We start from the raw sequence: 24,955 nt of genomic DNA on the forward strand, positions 1-24,955 counted from the left end.
GCTTCGGTATATTAGCTTCGCGGATTTACGTATAATGCATTTCAATCCGCAAAGCTTGCAAATGCGATTCCCAAGCCGGTTCAAGCTTCTTATCCGTAATGCATGCTTGAACGGATGACAGCGGCGCCATCGTAAACAGGGAGGTGCGGTTCACTTTCGTATGGTCGAAGACGGCAACCGCTTGTTTGGAGCGTTCTATCATAAGCCTGCCGATATGGGCTTCCAGTTCGGAATACGTCATCAGCCCTTGTTCCAAATTAATACCGTCGATGCCGGCGAACATTTTGCCGATATTCAGCTTTGCCAAGACGCCTTCCGCCAACGGGCCGCACAGCTCGTAGCTCTTGCCGCGCAGCACGCCCCCCGTCAAGACGGTCTGAACCGTATCGCTTTCCGCAAGCTCCATCGCGATATTAACCGCATTCGTCACAACCGTGATATTGTTCAGATGCTTAATTTCCTTGGCGATCAGGAAAGTCGTCGATCCGCCCGTCAATCCGATCACATCGCCTTCTTCAATGAGGGAGACCGCTTTTGCCGCAATAGCCAGCTTTTCGCTGAGCAGCACGCTCTTCTTGTCCTGGAACGGGACCTCCAAAGAGGATGCACGCTCGAAATACGCCCCGCCGAGCGTGCGGATGATCTTCCCGGTTTCGGCGAGCATGTTCAAATCTCTGCGGGCGGTCGCCTCGGAGCAGCCGAACCTCCGCATAATTTCGTCGATGGAAATCTCGCCTTCCCGCTTCATCGCCTCGAAAATTTGGCTGCGGCGGCGATTGCCTTTCGTATCCTTCTCGTTGATCACTAGATTTTCACCACTTGCGTCAAATTCCGCGGATGGTCCGGGTCGATATTTTTCTTGATAGCGGTGTACAACCCGAAATACTGGAGCGCGGGAAGATTCAAGACGGCACGGGCTTCGTCGCTGAGCAGTTCTCCCCCGGTTTGAAACACCGCATCGGCAAACGCCGTGTCGTCGCTTGCTTTAGCCGTCACGATCATGACCGCAGCCCCGTAGTCTTTCATTTCCCTGGCTACCTTCAGCTCGTAACCTCTCGCTTGCTCCGACAAAATCAAACAGACGAGCGTCCCTTCATCCACAACGGATTTCGGGCCGTGCCTGAATTCCAGCGTGCCGAAGCTCTCCGTCCAGGAATAGGACATTTCCTTCAATTTGAGGCTGGCTTCTTGAGCCAAACCGAAATAGGAGCCCATTCCAAGGAAAATGAATTTATTGAAGTCATGTCGCTGCACGAAAGGTTGTACGAATTCATCCGCACGCTTCACATTCGATTCGCACAAGCCCGGCAATTGCGACATTTCATCGATGAGTTCCGGCTTGGCGGACGCATAAGCGATCGCGGTTTGCATCATATAGGTCATGGAGCTGAACGATTTAGTCATGACCGTGCTCTTCTCTTTGCCCAGCGGAGAGACGAGGCATTCCGCGATCTGCGCCATCGAGCTTTGTTCATAGCATGTGACGCCGCATACGTCCCAATCGGGCGAAGCTTTAACGGATTCCAACGCCAAGACCGCTTCGCTCGATTCGCCGGACCGGGATACTCCTACTAGCAACATCTTCTTGTTTCGCGCCGCCGCGGCGTCCCGAAACAAGAAGATTTCGGACGACGGATGCGCCGCCGCCGCTTTGCCCGTCCACTTGCGGAAGGTGGAAGCCATCGTTAACGCTTGATAATAAGAGGAGCCGGAACCGATGAAAATCGTTTCGTCATATTTCGGATTCATGAAATAGTTTCGAATCCAATCTTGCCGCGCTAGAAGCTGCTCCCATGCTTTCGCAATCGCTTCATGCTGGGAGGAGATTTCGGGATACGTTAACGCGCCGGGCACGGTCATGTGCGGTTCACTCCTTGCATATATTATGATCGTTACAACTAGATTATATATGATAAAATGATTGAATCAATCATTATTTTGACTGAAACGAAAATAATGGTCGAATACCATCTTTACCCGCCATCTAGTATACTTAAGAGTAAATATTTGCTTTCATTAGGGGGTTTTTCAAACCGGATGAAGTCGGACATACTTCTTTTATTTTGCGCGGATTATTATTCGTTAAATGAAAAGCTCCAAAAGGAACTCTATTATGAATTTTACAAAACCGTCTATCATTTGGTGATGTATTTCGTGCGCGACCACGGCTTGACGGAAGATATAATACAAGAAGCTTTCTTCAAAAGCATCAACAAAATTCCGAAGGACCTCACTGAACCACAAATGCTGGCTTGGATCAAAAAGACGACCAAAAATACGACGTTCACCTTTTTGCGAAAACAAAAAAGGTACCGTAACGAACTTGACTCGGAAAGTGTCTTCATTAGTGAGGAGCTTTCGGCGACGTCAGCCGACGATAACGTGGAAAAGAAAGTGGAGTTAAAATTTTTCACGAGCATGATTGAAAATTGCCTTACTCACCTGAAGCCCGAATTCGCGGTCATTGTCGAAATGCGCTGGAGGCGAGGGATGTCATACAGAGAGATCGCCGAAGAACTGGACACGACCGAAGCGGTTATCAAACAAAAGCTGTACCGGGCAAGAACGGCATTAAAAAAACGAATTAAGAAGATGGGAGGGTGGGGAGATGAATAAGGCGGATTTTGATGCGCTGTTCGACGAGGCGTTTGACTCTGCCGTACAGAATAAATATGTGAATACGCCGGACCCGGAACCATCTTGGCAAAAGGTTCGCGCGAAACTGGCCAAGAGAAGAAGAGCTGCAATGCTCCGGCGCAGATTCCAACTCGTCGCGACGGTCGCCGTCTCCATGCTGATCGGCGCGACATTATTTAGCGGCGCCCAGCCGATTCAAGCGTTTAACCCGTTTTTTCAATATATGAAGGAAATACCCGGAGATGTTGTGCAAATGTTCTTCGGAAGTACGGATGCCCCATCGGATGCCGAAGCAAAGACGCCCCCTCCGCCGCCAACGGGAGATTTGACAATGACGGCATATTCACTGGATGAAACCAAAAATTTGTTCCCGGAGATGCCGGAAGTGACATATATTCCATCGGGATATACGTTTACTGATGCGGAACTGTTGACGTACGAAACGGGTCTGCCGTATCATCAAGCCTCCTTGTCTTTTATCGATACGGAAGGAAATATACTTATCGTGCTCTTCATCCAATTAAACGGAAACACATCTGTTGGCACTCAGATGAACACAAAAGAGGGAAGCGTCAAGGAAATTCAAGTTAAAGGCTCCGGAACCGGTTATCTTTCATACGATGGGAATCGTTATCGAAAGCTGGAGTATATGAAGCAGGACCTGTTTGTCAGAGTCGCCGGCGGCATATCGGAAGAGGAAATCATGCGGATCGCCGAAGGGTTAAAATAAGGAAACGGGTTGGTTCCTAAACCAACCCGTTTCTCGTTCATTTGACGAGCAAAGAACTCGAATAACGCACTCCTTGCTCGTAAGTTCCATTTTCATTTACCCAATGCACCGATTTGATCCGGTAATAGTATCCGCCGGTCACCTTCTGCCCGGAAGCATGGCTAAACCAACTTTTATCGCTGCCGCTTGATCCGCTGCCATTGCCTACAGTCTCCCACGTACCGCCTGTCCAACGCTGCAATGTGAGGGACACTCCTATCGAATCCACGATCTGGGAGGCATAAGTGGTTCCACTGTAACGGACCTCGCCGGCGGAAGAACTCGATATTGTATTTGCTCCGTCATCTAAGTATTTGTGGTCAGGGTCGAAGACGCCATACAGTTGGAATTCTACGGGCGGAGGAGAGGTGAGCGCGCCGGTGTTTCCTTTCGAATACGCCGCAGATGAAGAGAAGATGAGTACAAGAATTACGGAAACTACTAAAAACAAACTTTTTTTCAATAGAAACACTCCCTTTTTTTGGATATGATTCAATAAAATTGACGTATCAAACTTCTGTAATGTTTCGCGTTTTAAAATAAATTTTTTGCAAACGAAAGAGCGCTGACATCAATCGTAGCGCAACAACATGTGATGTTGAGTAGTCAGATATTAGAAACATGAAGATGAAATGGAGTGAATTGATGTTTTAACGTTCAGTTCTATTTTAATCTTCCTTTTAAACTGTACCGGTACAGATATAAAAAATTGCCGATAATTCGACAACATTCGTCATTATTGTGCCGGTACAGATTCCGATAATCATTCCCAATTATGCTCAAGTTGAAGCATCTGTACCGGTACAGTTCGAAAGGGATATTGAAGAGAAGAGCCGATGATTTACCGCCTGTACCCGGTGAGCATAGATTTTGAAACTCGAAAGCCGGTGCATTTGCACCGGCTTTCGAAGGCATAGCAACTTATTCCAATAAGATTCTTTGACGCCCCGTTTACAGCTTGAAGATGGAGATCGTCTTCTGCAGCTGATTGACCGTCTGCTGCATTTGCTCCGTCTGAGCGACGATCGCTTGCACGGTGTCGATTTGCTCCGTCATCGACGCGGACACTTCTTCCGTGCCGGCCGCTGATTGCTGAGTGACGGCTGCAATGCTTTCCATTGCTGCGGATATCCGTTTCGCGCTCTCCAGCATCGAGTCGCTTTCCTGGGCGAAGTCGGCGATCCGCTCCGTAATGAAGGTGACGCTGCCGACGATTTCACGAAATACCTTCTCCGTTTCCCGGATCAGCTCGTTCTGCGCATCGACGATTTCTTTGTTGGCGTTCATGTTATCGATCGCTTGCCGGATGCCTTGTTCGATGCTGCGCACCAGACCGAACACTTCTCTTGTAGACGCGGTGGATTCTTCCGCCAGCTTGCGCACTTCTTGAGCGACGACGGCGAAGCCTTTGCCGTGTTCCCCGGCTCTCGCAGCTTCGATCGAGGCGTTCAGCGAAAGCAAGTTGGTCTGCTCCGCGATTTCGGAGATCGAGCGAGTGATTTTGCTGATGCCTTGCGCTTGTTGATTCAGCTGCTCGATCGTTTGAGCGACCGTTTCGGTTGCCTGCACGTTCAGCTTCATGCCTTCGCTTTGCCGTTCGACCGCGCTGCGCCCTTTCTCTACCAGCTCAACCGTCTGTTCCGACCGGTCGTTCATCGCCCGGGTCGAGTAGGCATAATTGACGACCATCTGCTCGATGTCGCGTATGGAAGACGAGATGCTGCCGACGTCTTCGGAAATACGGCTCGCCCCCGCCGCCAGTTCAACGGAAGAGTGGCCCACCTGATTGAGCGCTTCTTTCAGGTTCTGGTTGCGAAAGAAAATATCTTTGCCCGATTCCGAAACCTGTCTCGTGATGCTGCTCGTTTCGCTTAAAATATCGCGAAGCTTGTCCATCATTTTGTTGAAGGCGTTGCCCAGCTGTCCGAGCGCATCGTCGGATTGCACATTAACCTTCTGCGTGAAGTCTCCCTTGGCGATATTCATGGCGACGCCGGAAATATCGTCAAGAGAACCGGTAAGCGCTTTCTCAAGCAAATTGATTAAAGGATAAGCGATAGCTGCCAGCACGCACAAAATAATAATAGCCGGGAGTAAAGCAATACCGAAAGCGCTGATCAAAATCGATGCGATGAAAAACAATCCGGCGACGGCGCAGCATCCGACGCGCAATTTCGTCTGAAACGAAGCGGCATTGAATCGGTCCATGAAGTTTCCCCTTTAATTGGAAGATGTGTTTGTCTCCCATTATAGCATCCGACTTGCTCGAACGAAATCGAAATTTGTAGTTTAATGGCGAATTAATGGGTATTTTGTCTTACCCGCACAACGGCTTCACAAAGGACTCGCAAAAAAGGTCCGCAATCCGCTCAGGGGTATATTCGTACGTGTCCCGTAAATGCATATACGTATGGGGAGACAATGCGGATATGAAAAAATGGGCCGTCACCGCCGGATCCGCAATCGGCGACTTCCGCGATCGGTTCGCTTCCTCCAGCAGATCCGAGATCGTATGGTGCAGAAAGGTGTATGGCGGGGACTGAAAAAAATCCGTCTTCTTGTGCTCCATTTTTCTGTGAGCATGAATTTCTCCCAACAATTTCGACCTTTTCTCATGAAAAAGGAACAATTTGCGGAACACGCAGCACAACCGTTCACAAGGCGGCAAATGCGCCGATTGCTGCAAATCGCTCTTCAGCTCTTCGATCAGCTCACTGAAGTTTTCTTTGAGCAGCATCATGCAGAGGTCGCCCTTGTTGGCGTAACGGCGGTACAGGGTTCCTTGGCCGATTCCGGCCGCCTTGGCGATTTGGTGCATGCTGACGGCCTCAACGCCATGTTCTTCAAACAAAGCTTTGGCGGTTTGCAAAATCGATTTGCTTAATTCTTGCGAGTCTTTCCGGCTTCCATGCATGTTCATCCTCCGTTGCTCCTTATCTGAAGTTTGCGTCAATCGAAAGTCACAAAAAAGTACATTGACTTCCGGACAATTGTCCGGTAATATTTCTTTTCGGACAATTGTCCGCATATAGAAGCGCGATTTTTTGTATTGTAGCCTTTGTAAAATCGGAGGTCAATACATAAAAAAGACCGGCTCAAAGGATAGGAGGAGTACACTTGACTCAAGCTTCATTGAATGCGGCTGACGAACAGGCGTCGATCAAAAGCATTATCGCGCCGCTTGTCGCTATTATTGTGGGGATGTTTATGGTCATTCTCGACGGCACGGCGATGAATGTTGCGATGCCCCGATTGATCAACGACTTCCAAAGCCCGATTTCCGTCGTGCAGTGGACGGTTACAGGTTACGCGCTTGCGCAGTCCGCGGTCATTCCGTTGGCGGGATGGCTGTCGGACCGGTTCGGCGCGAAGCGGATATTTTTGTTTTCCGTGATCATGTTTACGATCGGCTCAGCGCTATGCGCCTTGGCTGCAAGCGCGGAGCAATTGATCGTGTACCGGATCATTCAAGGACTTGGCGGCGGCATGGTGTCGCCGATCGCGATGGCGTTCACTTACCGGCTCAGCCCTCCCGGAAAGGTTGGCGCAGTAATGGGGATGATCGGCATACCGATGCTGCTGGCTCCTGCGCTCGGACCGGTCCTCTCGGGTTGGCTCGTCGATTTTGCGACTTGGCATTGGATTTTTCTCATCAATGTTCCGGTTGGCGTGATCGCAGTGATCATCGCTTTGCGCACGCTTCCGAATATTGAACGGCAAACCGTGCCTGCATTGGACTATCTCGGCATGTTCTTCGCTCCGCTCGCGTTCGCCATGCTGGCGTACGGCGTCAGTTCGGCCGGAGGGGAAGCGGGGCAAGGAAACGGCTGGACTTCGACGCAAACTGTTACAGGAATCACTGTGGGGGTTATCGCCCTGATTGTGTTTATATTCGTCGAGCTTCGCCGGTCGCATCCGTTGTTGGAGTTGCGCGTGTTCGGTTCGGGCAATTTTACGCGGGGCATCGTCGTGCAATGGATTGCGACGATCGCTTTGTTCGGGACGATGTTTCTCGTTCCGCTGCTTCTTCAGCAGGCTAAAGGCTACAGCGCCTTCACCACAGGCTTGATCATGCTGCCGCAAGCGCTGTCCGCCGCCATATTCATGCCGATCGGCGGGCGTCTGTACGACCGCATCGGCGCGCGTCCGGTAGTTATCGCGGGACTTTCGATCGTCACCGTGGCGGGATTCTTGCTCTCAAGGCTCGCTCCCGACACTTCCCTCGCCATGATCATGCTCCCGCTTGCCATGCTCGGATCGGGAATGGGTTTGTCCATGATGCCGTTGAACACTCATATCATTCAGTCGTCTCCGGCGCATCTGGTCAGCCGCGTCACGTCGCTTACCGGTGCGGCGCAGCAAGTTATGGTTTCGTTCGCGGTGGCAGGGTTGTCGACCATCTTGGCGAACCGGATCGAACATTATTCCGCTGCGGAGCGCGGTCCTCAAATGCTATATTCCTCGTTTGGCGATACGTTCCTAGTAATGGCGGGCATCGCAATCGCCGGCGCTGCGCTCGGATTTATGCTCCGAAGGCCGAGGCCTAAGCCGAAGCCCGCCGGAGAACGCAAAGCGGATGGCCAAGCGGAAGCCGGCATGATGATGGGACATTGATTAATGCAGACAACAAAACGAACAGGGATCAACCGCCCTGTTCGTTTTTTCTTTTTCGCGCATAACGCCATAGGGAGAGGGGAAAATGAGGATACTGATGTCAGATTCGGGTGGACTGCCATGTTCAACGATACGAAACGGGATGAACCGTTATCCTCCAGCCTTCAACAAAACATACATACGATTGCCGAGGTAACCGGGAACAGCTCCGATGTCGTCATTCGATCGTTTCAAAGAGCCGACGGTTCCGATTTGTCTATTGTGTATATTAACGGTTTATCGGATGAGGCGGTCATTAACGAAAACGTCCTCAAACCGATCATGAACGGCACCGGATTGAATGTACCGCTTGAGAAGGATGCTTCCGAGTCTTTTGCAGCTATAAAAGAGAAAATTATTACCGTCGGCGCAATCACAACCGTCAGCGACATTGGCGGCCTCATCTCCGCTTTATACGACGGCAATGCCGTTATTCTTGCGGAAGGTTGGGAGAAGGCCATTTCGGTCGGTTGTTCCAAATGGGAACAAAGAGGCGTCGAGGAACCGTCTTCCCAAACCGTTGTCCGAGGTCCCAAAGAAGGCTTCACAGAAAATATAAGCACCAATGTCGCATTGCTGCGGCGGAAAATCAAGAGTCCGGATCTATGGAAAATCGACCGGATTATCGGCAGGCAAACCCGGACCGATGTAAGCGTTATGTATATGAAGGGCATTGCCGATGAAGCGGTTGTACAAGAAGTACTTCTAAGGTTGGATCGAATTGAAACGGACAGCGTTCTCGAGAGCGGCTACTTGGAAGAATTGATCCAGGATAAGACATTTACTCCGTTTCCGACGATGATAAACACGGAACGTCCCGACACTGCGGCAGCCGCCCTGTTGGAAGGACAAGTGGCGGTGTTTGTCGACGGAACGCCGTTCGTTCTTATCCTTCCCGTCACCTTCTTCAAATTTCTTCTTGCCAGCGAGGACTATTATCAAAGATTCGATATTTCTACATTTCTGCGCGTTTTGCGTTTCGGCGCCTTTACAGTGTCCATGCTGCTGCCCTCCTTGTACATTGCAATTACGACTTTCCATCAGGAAATGCTGCCCACGACGCTGCTGATCAGTTTGGCTTCTCAGAGGGAAGGGGTTCCCTTTCCGGCTTTGTTTGAAGCGTTACTGATGGAAATTACGTTCGAAGTTTTAAGAGAAGCGGGCATCCGCATGCCCAGAGCGATCGGCCCGGCGATTTCCATTGTCGGAGCTCTAGTATTGGGACAAGCGGCAGTGGAAGCCGGGCTCGTTTCCGCAGCCATGGTGATCGTGGTATCTTTCACGGCCATCTCCAACTTCATTGCCCCATCGGTCAATATCGCGATTGCCGCCCGTTTGATTCGTTTCTGTTTGATGTTTCTTGCCGCCACCTTAGGTTTGTTCGGAATTATGTCGGGCCTCTTCTTTCTGCTGATTCACATGGCGGGGATCCGCTCGTTCGGCGTTCCTTATTTGACTCCTGTGGCTCCTTTCGTGCCTGGCAATTGGAAAGACATCTTCGTCAGGGTGCCTTGGCCGATGATGTCAACGAGACCGCGCCTTTTTTCCGATAATAACATCGTCCGCCAAGGCCCGAACGTGCAGCCTGCCCCTTCCGACAGGGAAAAGAAGAAATGAGAACGAATCCGGAAAATGACTGAATAAAACGGGGGGATCGATATATGAGACGACGGTTCGTTCCGCTTTTGTTTCTTATCGTTTCACTGGCCGCGAGCGGCTGCTGGAACCGAAAGGAAATGAACGAGCTTGCCATTATTAACGCGATGGCCGTCGATCTGAACGATAAGAACGAATGGGTAACCTCCTTTCAAGTGATCATACCGGAGTCGATCAATGCGAAAGCCGGAGGCGGAGGCGCCCAAACTCCCGTCATGACTTTTTCCACGACGGGGAAGACGTTAGCGGTGTCGGCCCAGAAAGCCAGATTCGAGCTGCCTCGCGCTCTGTTTTTTCCGCATAACCGCGTTGTCGTTATCGGGGAGCGTGCCGCAAAAAGGGGAGTGCGCGAGCTTGTGGACGCTTTCTTAAGGGATAACGAAAACAGGGAAACCGTGCATCTTCTCCTTCATGACGGAGAAGCGAGAAGGGTGTTGGAAGTTTTATTGCCATTGGAGAAATTCCCTGGCAACGCGATGGACAATTTGATTGAAGGGGTGGCGGAACGGCAAACGAATATTGTCCAATCGAGACTGCATGAGTTTATCACCACTCTTGCGAACCCTGCCGCCAACGCCACATTGCCCGAAATCAAAATTTCAGGGGATTGGGAACGGCAAAAGTCTTTGGACGCGCTGAAAGTAACCCGAAAAGCCGCTGCATTGAAGTTGGATCGAACGGGAGTATTCAAGAAAGATAAGCTTGCGGGCTGGTTTTCCCGGAATGAAAGCATAGGCTTGGCTTGGATAACGAATCGCATGGAAAACACGGTTCTGGCGTTCCCTTGCAAAGAAAGAGAGCGAATGGAAGAGCTGTCATCATTCATGGTCGAACAGGCAGAAACGAGATTAAAGCCGAAAATATCGGACGGAAAGCTGTTTATGTCCGTTGATATTGCCGCGAAAGGCACTTTAATTGAAACGACGTGCAAACTCGATTTAACGAAGGCCAAAAATTTGGGGAAGCTGGAGAAACAGATCCGCACGCAAATCAAAGACGATGTGGAGCAAACGTTCAATGCGGCGAAAAAGCTGAAAGCCGATGCGTTGGGCTTCGGCGACGCATTTCACAAAGCATATCCGCGAGCGTGGAAGAAGCTCAGCAAGGAGTGGGAACAAGAGTTCATGGAAATTCAATTGGACGTTGCCGTAAAGGTAACGATTCGCCGAACCGGAATGATCAATAACTCGGCGTCCAAATTGTCCGGCAATAAAGAATGAGAAAATAGGCAACTGAAGGTTGTCCGCGATAACGAAAATATGCAGCAATGGAGGTCCGGAATGGAGAGGTTAAGCAAATATCAGCTGGGAGCAATGATCGTCTTGTTTCAAATCGGGAGTACTCCTTTATTTCAATTGGGAATTAAAGCAAAACAAGACTCATGGCTGACGGTTCTTGCCGGTCTCCTCTCCGGATTATTTCTGCTGCTGCTCTTGATGGAAATTCAGCACCGGGAACCGGACAAAAATTTGACTCAAATCTTTATCCGCTATTTCGGATCTGTAATAGGAACAATTTTCGCAGTTATGTATGTGATCTTTTTCTCTTACGAATCTTACCGAAATGTGCGGGACTTCGGCGATCTTACGGTCATGACCGTTCTTCCCGACACGCCCATTTCTCTTATTATGTTGATCGTGATGGCGTTGGCGGTTTATTCGTTTTTCCAAGGGATCGAAGTTTTTTTTCGGGTGGCCGAATTTGTAGTGGCTGGGGTAGTCGGTTTTTATGCATTGTTGATTGTAATGAACTTCACATCGGGAAATGTGCACATGGAACGACTTCTTCCCATCCTGGAAAACGGAATCAACCCGATATTGAAGGAGGCTGTTGATGAAACGATTTGGTTTCCGTTCGGGCAAATGATCGTGTTTCTCATGTTCTGGAGCCGGTTGGACGAGAAAAAGGCGATGGCGAAAACGTCGATTCGAGCTTATTTTGTATCCGGGACAGTCATTCTCATTATGAACATCATTAATATTGCCGTTTTGGGTCCTCATTACGCGGCAATCAGCACGGTACCTTTGCTCCAAACCGTACAATTGATACAGATTGCAGAAGTATTCGAACGGTTTGACGCTGTAATTATTATGCTGTTTTTTGTGGGGATATTTTTCAAAGCGGCTTTATGGTATTTGGCGGCGATCCTTGGACTCGGACAGTTATTTCACGCGGATTACAGAAAATTTATTTTGCCTGTCGGCGCCGTCATCTATGCCGCGTCGTTCTTTCCGGCCAGATGGCAGACTCATTTGGAGGTTGCGGACATCGTTGCGGTAAAATACAGGAGCAATCCGATATTTTTAGCGGCTATCCCCGCTTTTCTCTTTGTTGTAATGTTGATCAGAGGAAGCAAGCGAGGCACTTGAACGGTTGTGTTCAAGCCCCGCTTTCTTGCTTATTTCAACGCGCTCCCGCCGAAAATAAACCGGTACTCCCAATGCGTTCCTTCAATCTCGCTAATGGTTACGCCGCCTGCATCATTCGAATACGTGTGCAATATTTTTCCGTTACCCAAGTAGATGCCCACGTGGGTAATCCGCTGTGCGGACTTGTTATATCGGCTGTAATCCGATTTGTCAGAGCCCTTATACGACATAAAGAACATCAGGTCTCCGCGCTCGAGATTTTTCCAGTTCGTTGAAGTGTCGCCGATGTCTTTGACGTAACCGGCTTGCTTTCTGGAATCGCTTGGTATCTTAACACCAGCGCCTTCCAGGAAGGCTTGTTGGGTGAAATCCGAACAGTCGAACGTTCTTGTGCTCGAACGGTCGGAGCCGAACTCATAAGGCGTACCCCAATATTTTAAGCCGGCGTCAATAACTTTCTCTACTTTATTTGAATGCGCAAAGGCTTGTCCGTCTTGGAAGGGCAAGGCAAAGCCGGCAATGAGCGCGACCAGTGCTGCCGCGACAATCATCTTTCTAATATTCAATTGCTTCTTCCTCCTTTTGTCAGCCTGCGAGGTTAGTTGCCGGGTTCGGATTGAGGAGACAACCCTTCGCGATTGCGATTCACCCCGTACGGAGCGTCAAACTTGACGCAGCCGTAATAAATAAGTCCCCCGCACTTCAGAATTTGTTTGTGAAGTTTCGGCCTATAAAAACCCTAACATGCTCCTTTTTATAAGAAAATATATGATTGTTGGAAATTGCGTATAATATTTACTGCCGCCGAGGAATAATCTACATATCTGCGGAGGATACGGGGTGAACTTCACGATGCGGAAGATGGCGCAAACTCTCATATTTTTCATAATGATCGCTTTGGTTTCCGGCTGTCTGGGAAGAGGAACGGAACACAACGGCGATTTGTTGGAAGCCAAGTCCAAACGCGGCAATGCCTCGAAGAAAGTGATTTTGATCGTTGCGGATTCGTTGATGTATCAAGCGGTTGACCAAGGCTTGAAGCAAAATATACTGCCGACTTTCAAATACTTGATCGACAACGGAATTTACCACAAGGACGTGGTCAGTTCATTTCCGACAATGTCGGTGACGATCGACAGCTCGATGCTCACCGGAACTTATCCCGATAAACACAGGGTTCCGGGACTGATATGGTATTCATCGGATGAAAAACGGCTCGTAAATTACGGCACCGGCTTCATGGAAGAGATCAGACAAGGCTTGAATACGGTGCTTACCGACGCATTTATCAACCTGAACGGAAAACATTTGAATCCAAGTACGGAAACGATTCACGAAACGCTGGCTAAACACGGTCTGACATCAGGCTCCATCAACGGGCTCATTTTTCGGGGAAGTACGGAGCATACATTGACGATCCCCCCATGGATGCATACGACGACTGCTTTGCCGAAGCATTTGAATGTCAACGGCCCCGCATTGCTTTCTTTGGGCGTCTTTGCCAATCCGCTCGAAGGAATAAGACAACTGCCCGACGGCATGACGGCGAAGCTCGGATTAAATAGCGATTATTCCTTCGAGGTTGCAAGCCACCTGATTGAAACCGGTCAATTGCCCGATTTTCTGTTCATGTATTTGCCGGATCTCGATAAGCGGCTGCACCGAAGAGGACCGGGAGATTTGGGAGGACCGGCCAAGCTGGACGAGCAGTTGAATTCGTTCCTTCAATCGTTCGGTTCAATCGATAAGGCGCTGCAAGAAGCGGTTATCATCATCGCCGGCGACAGCGGCATGTCGCAATTGCGGCCGACGGGCCGGCAGCCGGTCATCGAGCTGCACAAGCTGCTTGGAGATGACGGGATTCTTCGACCGGGAGCTTCCGCCGACGAGAATACGAAAATCGTGCTCGCGGTGAATGAAACGATGGCTTATGTGTATCAATTGGATCCGAAGCGCTCGCTGCGCCAGTTGAGCGCACAATTGATGAAAGAACCGCGGATCGATCTCGCGGCATGGAAGGAAGGAGACTGGATCCATGTAGTCCGCAACGGCGTCTCCGGAGCTTTTCGTTACAAGAAGAACGGCCCGGTGCCCGACATATACGGTCAAAGATGGACATTGGACGGGAATCCGGACGTTGCCGATGTGGAGTTTGACGACCGCAACCGGTTGAAATACGGCGATTATCCGGATGCGCTTCAAAGATTATTCGGCGCGCTGAACTCCCATGAAGGACGGTTTCTTGCCGTGACCCCCAAAGAAGGATACGAATTTGCGGACCGAAGCTCCCCGAAACACCGTGGGGGCGGTGGACACGGTTCTTTGCACCGGACGGAATCGCTCGTTCCGATCATTATTTGCGGAACTAACCAAGATCTGGAGCATCATCGAATCGTGGACATTAAAAATTACATCGAGAAGCTTCTAATCAAATAATGACGAAAACTGAGGCGCCGGCGAAATCCGGCGCTCTTTTTCGTAAGATATTTTCTGAATTAAAGTGATCGGTTCTTGTGGCGTATATGCTTCCGGCATTGACCTCTCCTGGAACACTTTGTTATAACATAAGAATTAAAAGTTTTCAGTTAATGAAAAGGTAAATTCTTATGTTTCAAGAAAAACTTCCTCTACTCGCGGTCTTGCTTCCTTGAAGTTACTTCGAAGAAGTGTTTCTTAACGATAAAGAATTTATAAGTTTTCTGCTTTAGCAGGAAATGAGTAAATTCTTTACCAAGAAAAACTTCCTCTAATCGCGGTCTTGCTTCCTTGAAGTTACTTCGAAGAAGTTTTTCTTAACGATAAAGAATTTATAAGTTTTCTGCTTTAGCAGGAAATGAGTAAATTCTTTACCAAGAAAAACTTCCTCTTACTCGCGGTCGCTCATCCTTGAATGTACTTCGATAAAAGTTTTTCTTATAACAGATAGGCACGGAATGTCTTTATGTAAAAGGAGATGTTCAATGAAAACGGCAGTAGACGCAATTGTGTTTAATTTGCAAGAGACGCGGCGGCGCTCGATTAAGCTCTGGAGGTCGCTTCCGGACGAGCGGTTGTCCTGGAGGCCCGACGAGGAAGCAATGTCCTTCGGCGAGATGATCAGGCACGTCGGGACATCGACTTATTTGTATCATTTGATCGTGATTAACAACGGTTCGCTTAAAGAATATCCGTCTGTGCCGTTTGAGAACGATCCCATCGAAAGCGTTGAACAAGAAACCGAACGAGCGCAAACATATTTCGACGACTTTATTCGTTATGTGTCTTCCTTGACCGATGAAGATATGGAAACAAGGATTATCGACCGCAGCGATGCCGGCTACCGCCGCGGACTCGGAGATATGCTGCTTCGCATTGCATACCACGACTCAGTGCATGCGGGCCAATTTCTTCAATACATGCGGATGGCGGGTATTGAACGGCCCAAAATCTGGGATTGAAATGAGAAGTTGGGAGCGAATGATCTTCATGGAATAGGGAGAATGTAATCTTAGGTCCGTTAAAGGGAGAGGTTACATTTGAAACTCCATCATGAAACCGTACGTTCGAAATCCCGACAAAGCGATTAAAGCGCAGGCAATGTCATATTTGCAAAATTTGTTCACCGTCATTACGGTCCTGAACTTGGGGCTCGCCGTCGCGGTCATTTTCCTGGAAAGAAGAAATGTAGCTGCGACGTGGGCGTGGTTGATGGTGCTCTTCTTCCTCCCCGTGGCCGGATTTTTACTGTACCTTATTCTCGGACAAAACTTGAGCAAGAGGAAGCTATACAACATCAACAAAGAAAGCGAAACAATGCTCGCCGGTTTGATCGATACGCAAAGATTCGAGCTCCGTCGCGGAAACATTCGATTCAACGACCCCTCCACCGTTCAATACCGGGACATGATCTATATGAATTTGACGAGCGGCTCCGCGCTCTTTACGCAGGACAACGATGTTGAAATATTTACGGACGGGAATGAAAAGTTCGAATCGCTGATCCGAACGATAATTCAGGCGGAACGGCACGTTCATCTGATGTATTTCATTGTCCGGAACGACCGTCTGGGGAACCGTCTGATGCGGGTGTTGACCGAGAAGGCAAGAGAAGGGGTACAGGTCCGGTTTCTATACGACCATATCGGAAGCTCCTCGCTGGATAAAAGCTTCTTCAAAAATTTCATTGAAGCGGGCGGCCAAGCCGCCGCCTTCTTTCCGTCCAAAATCCGGTATTTGAACATGCGGCTGAACTACCGGAACCATCGTAAATTAGTCATTGTTGACGGAAAATACGGATATGTGGGCGGGTTTAATGTCGGAGACGAATATCTCGGATTGAGCCCAAGGTTCGGCTATTGGAGGGACACGCATCTTCGGATCACGGGTCGTGCGGTTCATCAGATGCAGATGCGATTTATGTCGGATTGGAATTTGGCGTCGACTGTTATGATGGAATGGGATCCGAGCTTGTTTCCTGCGGAAGATTTTATCGGGAATGTGGGTGTCCAAATCATATCGAGCGGCCCTAACGATCCGGTGGAGCATATCCGGAACGCGTATATCAAGTTGATTCATTCCGCCAAAGAAAGCATCTATATACAGACGCCTTATTTTATTCCGGATGACAGCGTGTTGACGGCTTTGAAGATGGCTGTGCTGTCGGGTGTGGACGTTCGGTTGATGATCCCGAAGAAACCGGATTACAAGCTGGTGTATTGGGCGTCGTATTCTTATCTCGGCGAATTGCTGCGCGTCGGAATGAAATGTTATTTGTATGAAAAAGGCTTCCTTCACGCGAAGACGATTGTAGTGGACGGCAAAGCGGCTTCCGTCGGAACGGCCAATATCGATATTCGCAGTTTTAGACTGGATTTCGAAGTGAACGCCGTAATTTACAATACGGAGACCGCCGCCCGATTGAAGTCGGTTTTCGAAGCGGATATGGCGGACAGCCGTCAACTGACGTATAAAGATTATCAAGCGAGACCCCGGATTCATAAATTCAGGGAATCGTGCACCCGGCTGCTCTCGCCGATTTTATAACATAAGAATTTGTAATTTTTCAGGAATGAAAAGGTAAATTCTTATGTTTCAAGAAAAACTTCCTCTAATCGCGGTCTGGCTTCCTTGAATTACTTCGAAGAAGTTTTTCTTATAACGGCCGTAAATTTTATGAACAAAATGATTAATATAACGTTTAGTCAATTTATGACCGCAAACTAGGAGCGGTCTTTTTTTTTTGTTACAGTGAGATAGCGCTTACAAGAAAGCGCAATCATTTTAGCTCATAGGGGGATTTCAAAAATATGAAAAAGATTTCGGCAGTAATCCTTGCAAGCGTTCTAGCCGTTTCATTGGCTGCATGTTCGACCGGGAAGCAAAGCGCCGGCGGAAGCGAGCCGGAAGCCGCCGCATCGTCGTATCCGGAGAAAGCGATTACGGTAGTGGCTCCGTCCGGAGCGGGCGGCGGCTGGGATAAGACCGCCAGATCGCTTGCGAAGGTGATGAGCGAGACGAAGCTGGTGGAGAAGTCCATCACTGTGGAGAATAAACCGGGCGGCGGCGGGGCGGTATTTTTGGCCGAGTATGTAACTCAGGATAAGAAGAACGATTACAAATTGTTCGTCAGCTCTCCTCCGATTCTGATCAACAACGGCAAGAAAGAAGGCAACAGCCCTTACGGGTACAAAGACACTACGCCGCTTGCGCAATTGACGAAAGACTACGGCGCGATCGTCGTAAAAGCGGACTCTCAATACAACGATTTAAAGAGCTTGTTGGATGCGATCAAAGCCGACCCTTCCAAGATTACGGTAGCCGGCGGTTCCGCTCCGGGTTCCATGGACCACTTGCTGGCCGTTCTTCCCGCATTTAAATACGGGATCGATCCGAAACAAGTGAAGTACGTATCGTATGACGGAGGCGGGGAAGCGGTAGCCGCTCTGCTCGGCGGATCGGCCGACGTCATCGCGACGGACGTTTCCGGTGTTGGCGAATTCCTCAAAGCGGGCAAAGTGAAGGTTCTCGGAATTAGCGCAAGCGAACGTCTGAGCGGCGATTTCAAAGACCTTCCGACGTTCAAAGAGCAAGACGTCGATGCGGAATTCACGATTTGGCGCGGCGTGTTCGGTCCGAAAGAAATGTCTGAAGACGCGAAGAAATTTTGGGATGCGAAGTTGAAGGAGCTTTCGGAGAACGACGCGTGGAAAACCGAGCTTCAAGCGAACGCTTGGGAAAGCGAGTATAAGGCTTCGGAGCAGTTCAGCGCATTCTTGGCTGAGCAAGACAAGTTGATTATCGAATTGCTGACTGCGCTGGGAATGGCGAAATAATGATTTGACAGCGGGGAGAAGAGAAGTCTCTTCTCCCTCGTTCACTAGAAAGGAGGACCACGTATGAACAAAACATTCGACAGATACGCCAGCGTGGCGATGTTCATCGTTGGGGCGGCGTTCGTTATGGAGAGCAGAAATATCTCCACGAGCGCTTACGGCAGCAACGTCGGTCCGAATATATTTCCGCTGGGGCTTGGGATCATTTTGCTGCTGCTAAGCGCAAGGTTATTCTACGAAACATTCCGTTACCCCGATAAGGCTAATAAGAAGGAAGGGCTTGATTATAAACGGTTCTTCATCATTCTCGGCGCCGCCGTCGCATATGCTCTGCTGCTCGAACCGATCGGTTATGTCATTACTACATTTGCTTTCCTCGCATTGTCGTTTCAAGTTATGGAACGAGGCGGGTGGTGGAAAACGCTTGTTATCTCCGGCGCCTTTTCCATCGGAGTATACTATTTGTTCGTAGAAGTGCTCCAAGGATCGCTTCCGGGGCTGCCGGTATGGTTTCGATAAAACAGACAGCGGGAGGTGAGTTAATACATCATGGAAACGTTGCAATTTTTGATGAACGGCTTTGCGGAGGCGCTGCAGTGGCATAACTTGGCTTTCGCATTTGTCGGCGTATTGATCGGAACGGCCGTCGGCGTGCTGCCGGGCATCGGGCCGATGAGCGGCGTAGCGCTGTTGATCCCGGTGACGGCCTCGATGACGGGCGGACAAGATCCGGAATCGGCTGCGGTAAGCGCAATTATTCTGCTCGCCGGGGTATATTACGGCGCCATGTACGGAGGCTCCACGACATCGATTCTGTTGAATACGCCGGGCGAATCGTCGTCGGTGGTAACCGCTTTGGACGGGTATCAGATGGCGCGGCAAGGGCGTGCCGGAGCTGCGCTTTCGATAGCCGCGATCGGATCTTTCGTAGCGGGCATCATCTCGTTGATCGGGCTCGTTTTGCTTGCCAATCCGCTGGCGGAAGTAGCTCTTTCCTTTGGTCCCGCGGAATATTTTTCATTAATGATATTGGGATTATGCGCGGTTAGCGGGCTGGCCGGAAAGTCGATGACGAAGGCGTTGATGATGACCGTATTCGGATTGCTGCTCGCTACCATCGGTATCGATAACGTATCCGGCGTAGCGCGGTTTACTTACGATATTCCGGTGTTGTATTCCGGTTTGGAATTTTTAACTGTGGCTGTAGGTTTGTTCGCGCTTGGGGAAGTGTTCAAGACGATTTTAGATAAGGATGCGGAAGGCGGATCGATTGCGAAAGTCGGACGCATTTTGCCCACAAAGAAAGATTTGAAAGAAAGCTCGGGTCCCATTATGAGAGGCTCGCTGTTCGGTTTTCTTATCGGCGTTTTGCCGGGAGCGGGAGCGACGCTCGCGTCATTCTTTTCCTATATCATGGAGAAGAAAATCAACAAAAATCCAAGCAAGTTCGGTCAAGGTGCGATTGAGGGCGTTGCCGGTCCGGAATCGGCAAACAACGGCGCATCGGGCGGAGCGATGATTCCGCTGCTGACCTTGGGCATCCCGGGATCGGGAACGACCGCCATTCTGATGGGCGCGCTCATTATGTACAATGTTCAGCCCGGCCCGCTGTTATTTTCGGATCATCCCAAGATTGCCTGGGGACTTATCGCGAGTATGTTCATCGGCAACTTAATGCTCCTGATATTGAATATGCCGTTGGTCAAAATTTTTGCGAAAATCATTCAAACTCCCGCCAAATACTTGCTGCCGATAATCGTCGCAATATCCGTCTTCGGCGTTTATGCGGTTCAATATACGACGTTCGATTTAATGCTGTTGATCGGCTGCGGCGTTGTAGGTTATTTATTGACGAAAAACGACTTTCCCGTCGCCCCGCTTGTTCTCGGATTGGTGTTGGGGCCGATGATCGAAAATAACATGCGCAGAGCGTTGACGATTTCGAACGGGGACTTCATGATCTTCCTGCAAAAACCGGTGTCGTTGGTATTCTTGATCATTGCGTTCTTGTGGATGGCGGTGCCGTTGGTGTTGAAGAAAAAAGGCAAGAAAGTCATTGTGAATGAAGAGGGATGAGCGTATTTTGGCTGATCGCCCAAAATGTGATGGTGCCGTTTTTCCTGTTGGCAGGTTGCGGAGTTTTGATGCAGCGAAAGTTCCGTTTCGACATGCAGACGCTGTCCAAATTGAACAATTATTACTTGCTTCCCGCCGTATGCTTTGTGAAGCTGTACGAAAGCGAAATGAATATCGGAACCGCGGGGGCGGCAATCGGTTTTTGGCTGCTGCTTAACGCGGTATTGTCCGTAACCGCATGGGTCGTTGTGCGCAATTGGCGGGACGGCGGCGGACAGGCTGCTGTCATCCGGAACGGATTTATTTTAAGCAATCAAGGAAATTACGGGCTGCCCGTAAGCGAAATGGTGTTTGCGCACCAGCCGTTGGGCATGGCGATCCAAGTGACGATTTCGGTCGTCCAAAATATTTATACCTATACATTCGGCATTTATCATTCGATTTCCGGCGGCAATGGAAAAGCCGGCGATAGCGGTGAAGGCGGGAAGGCGGGCATTTGGAAAATGCTGCAGCTGCCGGTCGTCTACGCGCTTGTCGCGGCGATGCTTTTCAGGCTGTTCGACGTTCATATTCCGGAGGTCGTATGGAAGCCGGTGGAGGACGTTTCAGACGCGTTCCTCGCCATCGCTCTGCTCACTCTCGGAGCGCAGCTTTCCGGGTTGGATATGCGGAAGGTGAGCGGACGGTTGTTTCTCGGAGTGTTCGGGAGGCTTGTCTTGTCACCTGTTGTCGCATTGGCGCTTATCTTTTTGTTCGGATGGAAAGGAATTATTGCGCAGGCTTTATTCATTGCAAGTTCTTTTCCCGTATCGCGAAACAGCGCGCTAATCGCGTTGGAATACGAAACAAGTCCCGATTTGGCCGCTCAGCTGGTTCTGTTCACGACTGTAATCAGTTCGTTGACGGTAACCTTGTGCATCTACGCGGCGCAAATCATATGGTAAATATGCAAGCTAAGGATGTGGAGAGAGTGTCAATACCTGCCGGCGCAAGTACAAGCATTGTATTGCGGTTAGAGATCGATAAAGAGAAAGCGGCGTTCGGCCAAATCGCCACCGCCATCGGCGAAGCCGGAGGCGACATCGTTGCGGTTGATGTGAACCGTCCGGGCAAGACGGTTACGGTGCGCGACATTACGGTGAATTTGATGGACTCGCTGCAAAGCAAGGTGATTGAGAGCGTTTTGAACTCGATGGACGGCGTCAAGGTGCTGCAGGTGTCGGACCAGACGTTCCTGCTGCATCTTGGCGGGAAAATCGAAGTAACGCCGAAGATCGCCATCAAGACGCGCGACGATCTGTCCCGCGTGTATACTCCCGGCGTGGCGCGCGTATGCATGGCGATTCACGAGCAGCCGCACCGGGCGCATTCGCTCACAATTAAGAGAAACACGATCGCCGTCGTTTCCGACGGTTCCGCCGTCCTCGGGCTCGGGAACATCGGCCCGTTGGCGGCCATGCCCGTGATGGAAGGGAAGGCGATGCTGTTTAAGCAGCTTGCGGGCGTCGACGCGTTTCCGATTTGTTTGGACACGCAGGATACGGAGGAGCTGATCCGGACGATCAAGCTTCTCGCTCCGGCGTTCGGCGGCATCAACCTGGAGGACATATCTTCGCCCCGCTGCTTTGAAATCGAGGAACGTCTCGTGGCGGAATTGGACATCCCCGTGTTTCACGACGATCAGCACGGAACGGCGGTCGTATTGTTGGCCGGGATTTACAATGCGGTGAAGGTTGTCGGCAAGCGGTTGGAGGATTGCAAGGTCGTATTGTGCGGTGTCGGGGCGGCCGGTATCGCTTGCACGAAGATATTGCTTGCGGCGGGCGTGAAGAACATTATCGGCGTCGATCGTCACGGCGCTTTGGTTCGGGGTGGGCGGTATGAGCACGAAGCGTGGAATTGGTACGCCGAGCACACGAATCCGAACCTGGAGCAAGGAACGTTATCGGATGTGATCGCCGGCGCGGACATCTTCATCGGCGTGTCGGGACCGGGTGTGCTTACGGTGGAAGATGTGAAGCGGATGGCAGCGGACCCGATCGTGTTCGCGATGGCGAATCCGATGCCGGAAATTTCTCCGGAAGAAGCGGAGGGTTACGTTCGCGTCATGGCGACAGGCAGATCCGATTATCCGAATCAAATCAACAATGTTCTTTGCTTTCCCGGCCTGTTCCGGGGCGTATTGGATTGCCGGGCTTCCCGCGTGACCGAACGGATGAAGCTGGCCGCCGCGCAGGCAATCGCCTCCGTGGTGACGGAAGAGGAATTGAACGAGCACTATATCATCCCCAGCGTGTTCAACCAGACGGTGGCGGATAAAGTGAAGGATGCCGTTGTGGCGGCCGCCGTCGAGGACGGCGTGGCACGCCGCCGCCCGCGGTGACGCGGGACGAGACGCTGCTCCGCCCCCCGGCGGCGCAGAACGAGACGCGGCTCCGCCCCCGGCGGACCATGGCATCATTAGGTCAAAAACTGACCCTATCTTCCATCATAGGGTCAGTTTTTGACCCTATTTCTTTTTTTGTGCCGATTATTCGTGCAAATAAGCTCAATTTTTGACCCTAAAGTGTTGTTCGCCGCTTATTTCCAAACTCCGCTAAAGATGATAGGGTCAATTTTTCAGCCTATTGCGGACAATAGGGTCAATAATTGACCTTACACGCCCGCCTTCAAATAATGATGAAGCCTCCAAAACCACTGTGAGAGTGGAGTCGGAGGCTTCTTGTTTGTATTTAAGCTTTCAGTACATCATGGTCGACGTAGCGCTCGCCGTTTAATTCGCTGATTACATTAATGGCCACTTTCGCGCCGTCGCCCGCCGTAATGATCGTATGAACGCTCACTCCGGCAACCGTCCCTGCGGCCCAAATGCCGGGAATGTTTGTCTTCCCGTCCGCATCCGCGGCCAATACCGTTTTTATTCTGGGCTCCGTGCCCGGTTTCGTTTGCAAGCCAATTTTTCTGCAAGGTCAATGCCTAACCCCGTTGCGATGATGACGTGTTTTGCGTCGAATTGCCGGCTCTCTGTCGATATTTGGAACCCCGAGTCCGTCTTCACAATGTTCACGGCCGTGTCTTCGATCAACTCCGTACCGAATTTGGCCGCTTGTTTTTTCCCTATTTCCACAAGATCGGGTCCTGTAATCTCCATAACGCCGTAATGGTTTTCTATCCATGCCCGCTTCGTGATGCTCTTGTCGTTATCGATAATGACGGTTTTCTTGCCGGCTTTGGCCGTAAAGAGCGCTGCGCTTGCTCCCGCGGGACCTGCACCTATAATGGCGACATCGTACATCAACAACATCTCCTTTAATTAACTTAATTAATATTTATGTAATTTTATTATGCAAAAATTATTTTAAACAACTTGTGCACTTTTTGCAAGTAAAACAACCGCAGCATCGCTTAAAACTATGCCGTTTCGGTCAAACTATCAATAGATGACAAGGAGGGCGCGACGGTATGGATTTTGAATTCGATAGTTTTATGGTTTCACCCAATCGTGAGATATGCTTAATATACTTCAATAATGATGAGTCGAAGCGGTGCATCGGGCACATCATTCGCAATCGGAACAGTACCAATTGGACGGCATATGCAAACGGCGATCCGCTTACGGTTGTTTCGAGTCGGGAAGAAGGAGCTCAAAAATTGTGGGAGTTATTCTGTATACAGCATCCTGCCAAGGCCGGGCTTCCTAAGAAAGATTTGGGCGAGTGCACCGTCGAAGAACGGTTGGCTCGCATTCGAAGGAGAATTCCCCAGTCTGCCTATCTGAATGACTCCGTCCTTAAACAAGTGAGAGATATCCCGATCGACCGGCGTCAAGTGTTTATTCAAAATGTGGACGATTTGCTGGACGATTTGGAGCAATTGTTATCATGGTGGCGCAAAGCGAGTGAGGAAGCCAAAAAGAGCCCGAAGCTTAAGGTTTACTTTCGATAGGAAATTTTATACATAACCATTCGCGCTCTAACCCCTTCAACCTTACCCGAATCTTTCAATGACTTCGCTAACTCTGTTATCTAGAACGCTTCGCCAGTTCGTCAGATAAAAGTCTTCGTTCAATAATTATACACTCCCTTCCTTGATCTAGTTGTGTGCAATTAAAGTCGTATGTTGCTGGGATCGCCTTTATTGTGGTATCATTGGTGTAACAAAGACCAAGTGGAGGTACACTTGGCCTCGTACAATTGGCTTGGATGGGTTTCCTTCCGAGTTAATAAAAGCTCAAAAACCCACCTTCGGCTGCAACCTTTGGGTGGGTTTTTACTTTCTGTTAATCGAGATGTACGGTGAACCTCCCCCACTTACTTGCTATCGCAAGTTGAAGTCGGGGCTTCTTACCATCAACATCTTCCATGCACCAACGTAGATGCGGGTTTGCCGCGTCTACTCCATACACTATATATGGGGTGTCATCGAAGTGCCTATAGTAAGCAACATGTGTTCTCTAACACATGAGGCGGTCCGGCCCATCTACT

21 protein-coding genes, 1 pseudogene and 1 riboswitch are annotated in these 24,955 nt (G+C 50.0%); of the genes and pseudogenes, 15 read left to right on the plus strand and 7 right to left on the minus strand.

What is annotated here, in order from left to right; all coding sequences use genetic code 11:
• Positions 1 to 25 precede the first annotated feature (25 nt).
• Together JET16_RS10135 and JET16_RS10140 are read right to left on the minus strand one after the other, a co-directional pair.
• On the minus strand, positions 26 to 805 hold the full coding sequence (locus tag JET16_RS10135; protein WP_325176660.1) for a DeoR/GlpR family DNA-binding transcription regulator: 780 nt from the start codon (positions 803 to 805) through the stop codon (positions 26 to 28).
• Positions 805 to 1,860 carry an SIS domain-containing protein gene (locus JET16_RS10140; RefSeq protein ID WP_199615713.1) on the minus strand — a complete coding sequence of 352 codons (1,056 nt, stop codon included), beginning with the start codon at positions 1,858 to 1,860 and terminating at the stop codon, positions 805 to 807. The genes JET16_RS10135 and JET16_RS10140 overlap by 1 nt, the downstream gene beginning before the upstream one ends.
• A 177-nt stretch (positions 1,861 to 2,037) precedes the next feature.
• Between JET16_RS10140 and JET16_RS10145 the strand changes: the two genes are divergently transcribed.
• Positions 2,038 to 2,616, plus strand: a complete 579-nt coding sequence (locus JET16_RS10145; protein WP_199615714.1) for an RNA polymerase sigma factor — start codon at positions 2,038 to 2,040, stop codon at positions 2,614 to 2,616.
• Entirely contained in the window at positions 2,609 to 3,367 is a 759-nt protein-coding gene (locus JET16_RS10150; protein ID WP_199615715.1) for a DUF4367 domain-containing protein, read from the plus strand. Before JET16_RS10145 ends, JET16_RS10150 begins: the two co-directional genes overlap by 8 nt.
• Before the next feature lie 37 nt (positions 3,368 to 3,404).
• Here JET16_RS10150 and JET16_RS10155 read toward each other — a convergent pair whose 3' ends face one another.
• The 3 genes from JET16_RS10155 to JET16_RS10165 form a co-directional block, all read right to left on the minus strand.
• Positions 3,405 to 3,869 carry a DUF6147 family protein gene (locus JET16_RS10155; protein WP_199615716.1) on the minus strand — a complete coding sequence of 155 codons (465 nt, stop codon included), beginning with the start codon at positions 3,867 to 3,869 and terminating at the stop codon, positions 3,405 to 3,407.
• Between the two features lie 488 nt (positions 3,870 to 4,357).
• Entirely contained in the window at positions 4,358 to 5,614 is a 1,257-nt protein-coding gene (locus JET16_RS10160) for a methyl-accepting chemotaxis protein (protein WP_199615717.1), read from the minus strand.
• Positions 5,615 to 5,723: 109 nt separating this feature from the next.
• Complete coding sequence (locus JET16_RS10165; RefSeq protein ID WP_233531321.1) at positions 5,724 to 6,326, minus strand: TetR/AcrR family transcriptional regulator; 603 nt, start codon at positions 6,324 to 6,326, stop codon at positions 5,724 to 5,726.
• 197 nt (positions 6,327 to 6,523) lie between these two features.
• On the opposite strand from JET16_RS10165, the gene JET16_RS10170 reads away from it, so the two are divergent.
• From JET16_RS10170 to JET16_RS10185, 4 genes are all read left to right on the plus strand, one after another.
• Positions 6,524 to 8,020: a DHA2 family efflux MFS transporter permease subunit gene (locus tag JET16_RS10170; RefSeq protein WP_233531323.1), complete on the plus strand. Its 1,497-nt coding sequence runs from the start codon at positions 6,524 to 6,526 to the stop codon at positions 8,018 to 8,020.
• 120 nt (positions 8,021 to 8,140) lie between these two features.
• The gene (locus JET16_RS10175) at positions 8,141 to 9,676 is read left to right on the plus strand and encodes a spore germination protein (RefSeq protein WP_199615718.1); all 1,536 of its coding nucleotides are present in this window, start codon (positions 8,141 to 8,143) and stop codon (positions 9,674 to 9,676) included.
• Between the two features lie 44 nt (positions 9,677 to 9,720).
• Positions 9,721 to 10,935 (plus strand): Ger(x)C family spore germination protein, encoded by a 1,215-nt coding sequence (locus JET16_RS10180; protein ID WP_199615719.1) that lies wholly within the window; start codon positions 9,721 to 9,723, stop codon positions 10,933 to 10,935.
• Positions 10,936 to 10,995: 60 nt separating this feature from the next.
• On the plus strand, positions 10,996 to 12,084 hold the full coding sequence (locus JET16_RS10185; protein WP_199615720.1) for a GerAB/ArcD/ProY family transporter: 1,089 nt from the start codon (positions 10,996 to 10,998) through the stop codon (positions 12,082 to 12,084).
• A gap of 29 nt (positions 12,085 to 12,113) precedes the next feature.
• On the opposite strand, the gene JET16_RS10190 is transcribed toward JET16_RS10185, so the two are convergent.
• Positions 12,114 to 12,650 carry a C40 family peptidase gene (locus JET16_RS10190; protein ID WP_407673114.1) on the minus strand — a complete coding sequence of 179 codons (537 nt, stop codon included), beginning with the start codon at positions 12,648 to 12,650 and terminating at the stop codon, positions 12,114 to 12,116.
• Between the two features lie 5 nt (positions 12,651 to 12,655).
• A riboswitch (cyclic di-AMP (ydaO/yuaA leader) is annotated at positions 12,656 to 12,823 on the minus strand.
• A 101-nt stretch (positions 12,824 to 12,924) separates the two neighbouring features.
• Here JET16_RS10190 and JET16_RS10195 point away from each other — a divergent pair.
• From JET16_RS10195 to JET16_RS10230, 8 genes are all read left to right on the plus strand, one after another.
• Positions 12,925 to 14,520, plus strand: coding sequence for an alkaline phosphatase family protein (locus tag JET16_RS10195; protein ID WP_325176661.1), 1,596 nt, complete (start codon positions 12,925 to 12,927; stop codon positions 14,518 to 14,520).
• Positions 14,521 to 15,044: 524 nt separating this feature from the next.
• Positions 15,045 to 15,521 (plus strand): DinB family protein, encoded by a 477-nt coding sequence (locus JET16_RS10200; RefSeq protein WP_199615721.1) that lies wholly within the window; start codon positions 15,045 to 15,047, stop codon positions 15,519 to 15,521.
• Between the two features lie 91 nt (positions 15,522 to 15,612).
• Positions 15,613 to 17,106 carry a cardiolipin synthase gene (cls, locus tag JET16_RS10205; RefSeq protein WP_325176662.1) on the plus strand — a complete coding sequence of 498 codons (1,494 nt, stop codon included), beginning with the start codon at positions 15,613 to 15,615 and terminating at the stop codon, positions 17,104 to 17,106.
• A 263-nt stretch (positions 17,107 to 17,369) separates the two neighbouring features.
• The gene (locus JET16_RS10210) at positions 17,370 to 18,395 is read left to right on the plus strand and encodes a Bug family tripartite tricarboxylate transporter substrate binding protein (RefSeq protein WP_199615722.1); all 1,026 of its coding nucleotides are present in this window, start codon (positions 17,370 to 17,372) and stop codon (positions 18,393 to 18,395) included.
• Between the two features lie 63 nt (positions 18,396 to 18,458).
• The gene (locus tag JET16_RS10215; protein WP_199615723.1) at positions 18,459 to 18,914 is read left to right on the plus strand and encodes a tripartite tricarboxylate transporter TctB family protein; all 456 of its coding nucleotides are present in this window, start codon (positions 18,459 to 18,461) and stop codon (positions 18,912 to 18,914) included.
• Between the two features lie 30 nt (positions 18,915 to 18,944).
• Complete coding sequence (locus JET16_RS10220) at positions 18,945 to 20,471, plus strand: tripartite tricarboxylate transporter permease (RefSeq protein WP_199615724.1); 1,527 nt, start codon at positions 18,945 to 18,947, stop codon at positions 20,469 to 20,471.
• On the plus strand, positions 20,468 to 21,415 hold the full coding sequence (locus JET16_RS10225) for an AEC family transporter (RefSeq protein WP_199615725.1): 948 nt from the start codon (positions 20,468 to 20,470) through the stop codon (positions 21,413 to 21,415). The genes JET16_RS10220 and JET16_RS10225 overlap by 4 nt, the downstream gene beginning before the upstream one ends.
• A gap of 26 nt (positions 21,416 to 21,441) precedes the next feature.
• The gene (locus JET16_RS10230) at positions 21,442 to 22,854 is read left to right on the plus strand and encodes an NAD-dependent malic enzyme (protein ID WP_199615726.1); all 1,413 of its coding nucleotides are present in this window, start codon (positions 21,442 to 21,444) and stop codon (positions 22,852 to 22,854) included.
• 349 nt (positions 22,855 to 23,203) lie between these two features.
• Here JET16_RS10230 and JET16_RS10235 read toward each other — a convergent pair.
• Positions 23,204 to 23,766 (minus strand): annotated as a pseudogene (locus JET16_RS10235) (FAD-dependent oxidoreductase).
• Positions 23,767 to 23,933: 167 nt separating this feature from the next.
• On the opposite strand from JET16_RS10235, the gene JET16_RS10240 reads away from it, so the two are divergent.
• A complete protein-coding gene (locus tag JET16_RS10240) occupies positions 23,934 to 24,416 on the plus strand; it encodes a hypothetical protein (protein ID WP_199615727.1) in 483 nt (160 codons plus the stop codon).
• Positions 24,417 to 24,955: the final 539 nt, after the last annotated feature.

The sequence above is a fragment of the Paenibacillus alkalitolerans genome (genome assembly GCF_016482785.1).
Taxonomy (GTDB): domain Bacteria; phylum Bacillota; class Bacilli; order Paenibacillales; family YIM-B00363; genus Paenibacillus_AE; species Paenibacillus_AE alkalitolerans.

Coding starts and splice junctions, on each gene's coding strand:
- cls (WP_325176662.1), top strand. CDS start 15,613: ATGAAACCGTACGTTCGAAATCCCGACAAAGCGATTAAAGCGCAGGCA.
- JET16_RS10240 (WP_199615727.1), top strand. CDS start 23,934: ATGGATTTTGAATTCGATAGTTTTATGGTTTCACCCAATCGTGAGATA.
- JET16_RS10145 (WP_199615714.1), top strand. CDS start 2,038: ATGAAGTCGGACATACTTCTTTTATTTTGCGCGGATTATTATTCGTTA.
- JET16_RS10215 (WP_199615723.1), top strand. CDS start 18,459: ATGAACAAAACATTCGACAGATACGCCAGCGTGGCGATGTTCATCGTT.
- JET16_RS10180 (WP_199615719.1), top strand. CDS start 9,721: ATGAGACGACGGTTCGTTCCGCTTTTGTTTCTTATCGTTTCACTGGCC.
- JET16_RS10165 (WP_233531321.1), bottom strand. CDS start 6,326: ATGAACATGCATGGAAGCCGGAAAGACTCGCAAGAATTAAGCAAATCG.
- JET16_RS10210 (WP_199615722.1), top strand. CDS start 17,370: ATGAAAAAGATTTCGGCAGTAATCCTTGCAAGCGTTCTAGCCGTTTCA.
- JET16_RS10220 (WP_199615724.1), top strand. CDS start 18,945: ATGGAAACGTTGCAATTTTTGATGAACGGCTTTGCGGAGGCGCTGCAG.
- JET16_RS10200 (WP_199615721.1), top strand. CDS start 15,045: ATGAAAACGGCAGTAGACGCAATTGTGTTTAATTTGCAAGAGACGCGG.
- JET16_RS10140 (WP_199615713.1), bottom strand. CDS start 1,860: ATGACCGTGCCCGGCGCGTTAACGTATCCCGAAATCTCCTCCCAGCAT.
- JET16_RS10150 (WP_199615715.1), top strand. CDS start 2,609: ATGAATAAGGCGGATTTTGATGCGCTGTTCGACGAGGCGTTTGACTCT.
- JET16_RS10185 (WP_199615720.1), top strand. CDS start 10,996: ATGGAGAGGTTAAGCAAATATCAGCTGGGAGCAATGATCGTCTTGTTT.
- JET16_RS10175 (WP_199615718.1), top strand. CDS start 8,141: ATGTTCAACGATACGAAACGGGATGAACCGTTATCCTCCAGCCTTCAA.
- JET16_RS10160 (WP_199615717.1), bottom strand. CDS start 5,614: ATGGACCGATTCAATGCCGCTTCGTTTCAGACGAAATTGCGCGTCGGA.
- JET16_RS10225 (WP_199615725.1), top strand. CDS start 20,468: ATGAGCGTATTTTGGCTGATCGCCCAAAATGTGATGGTGCCGTTTTTC.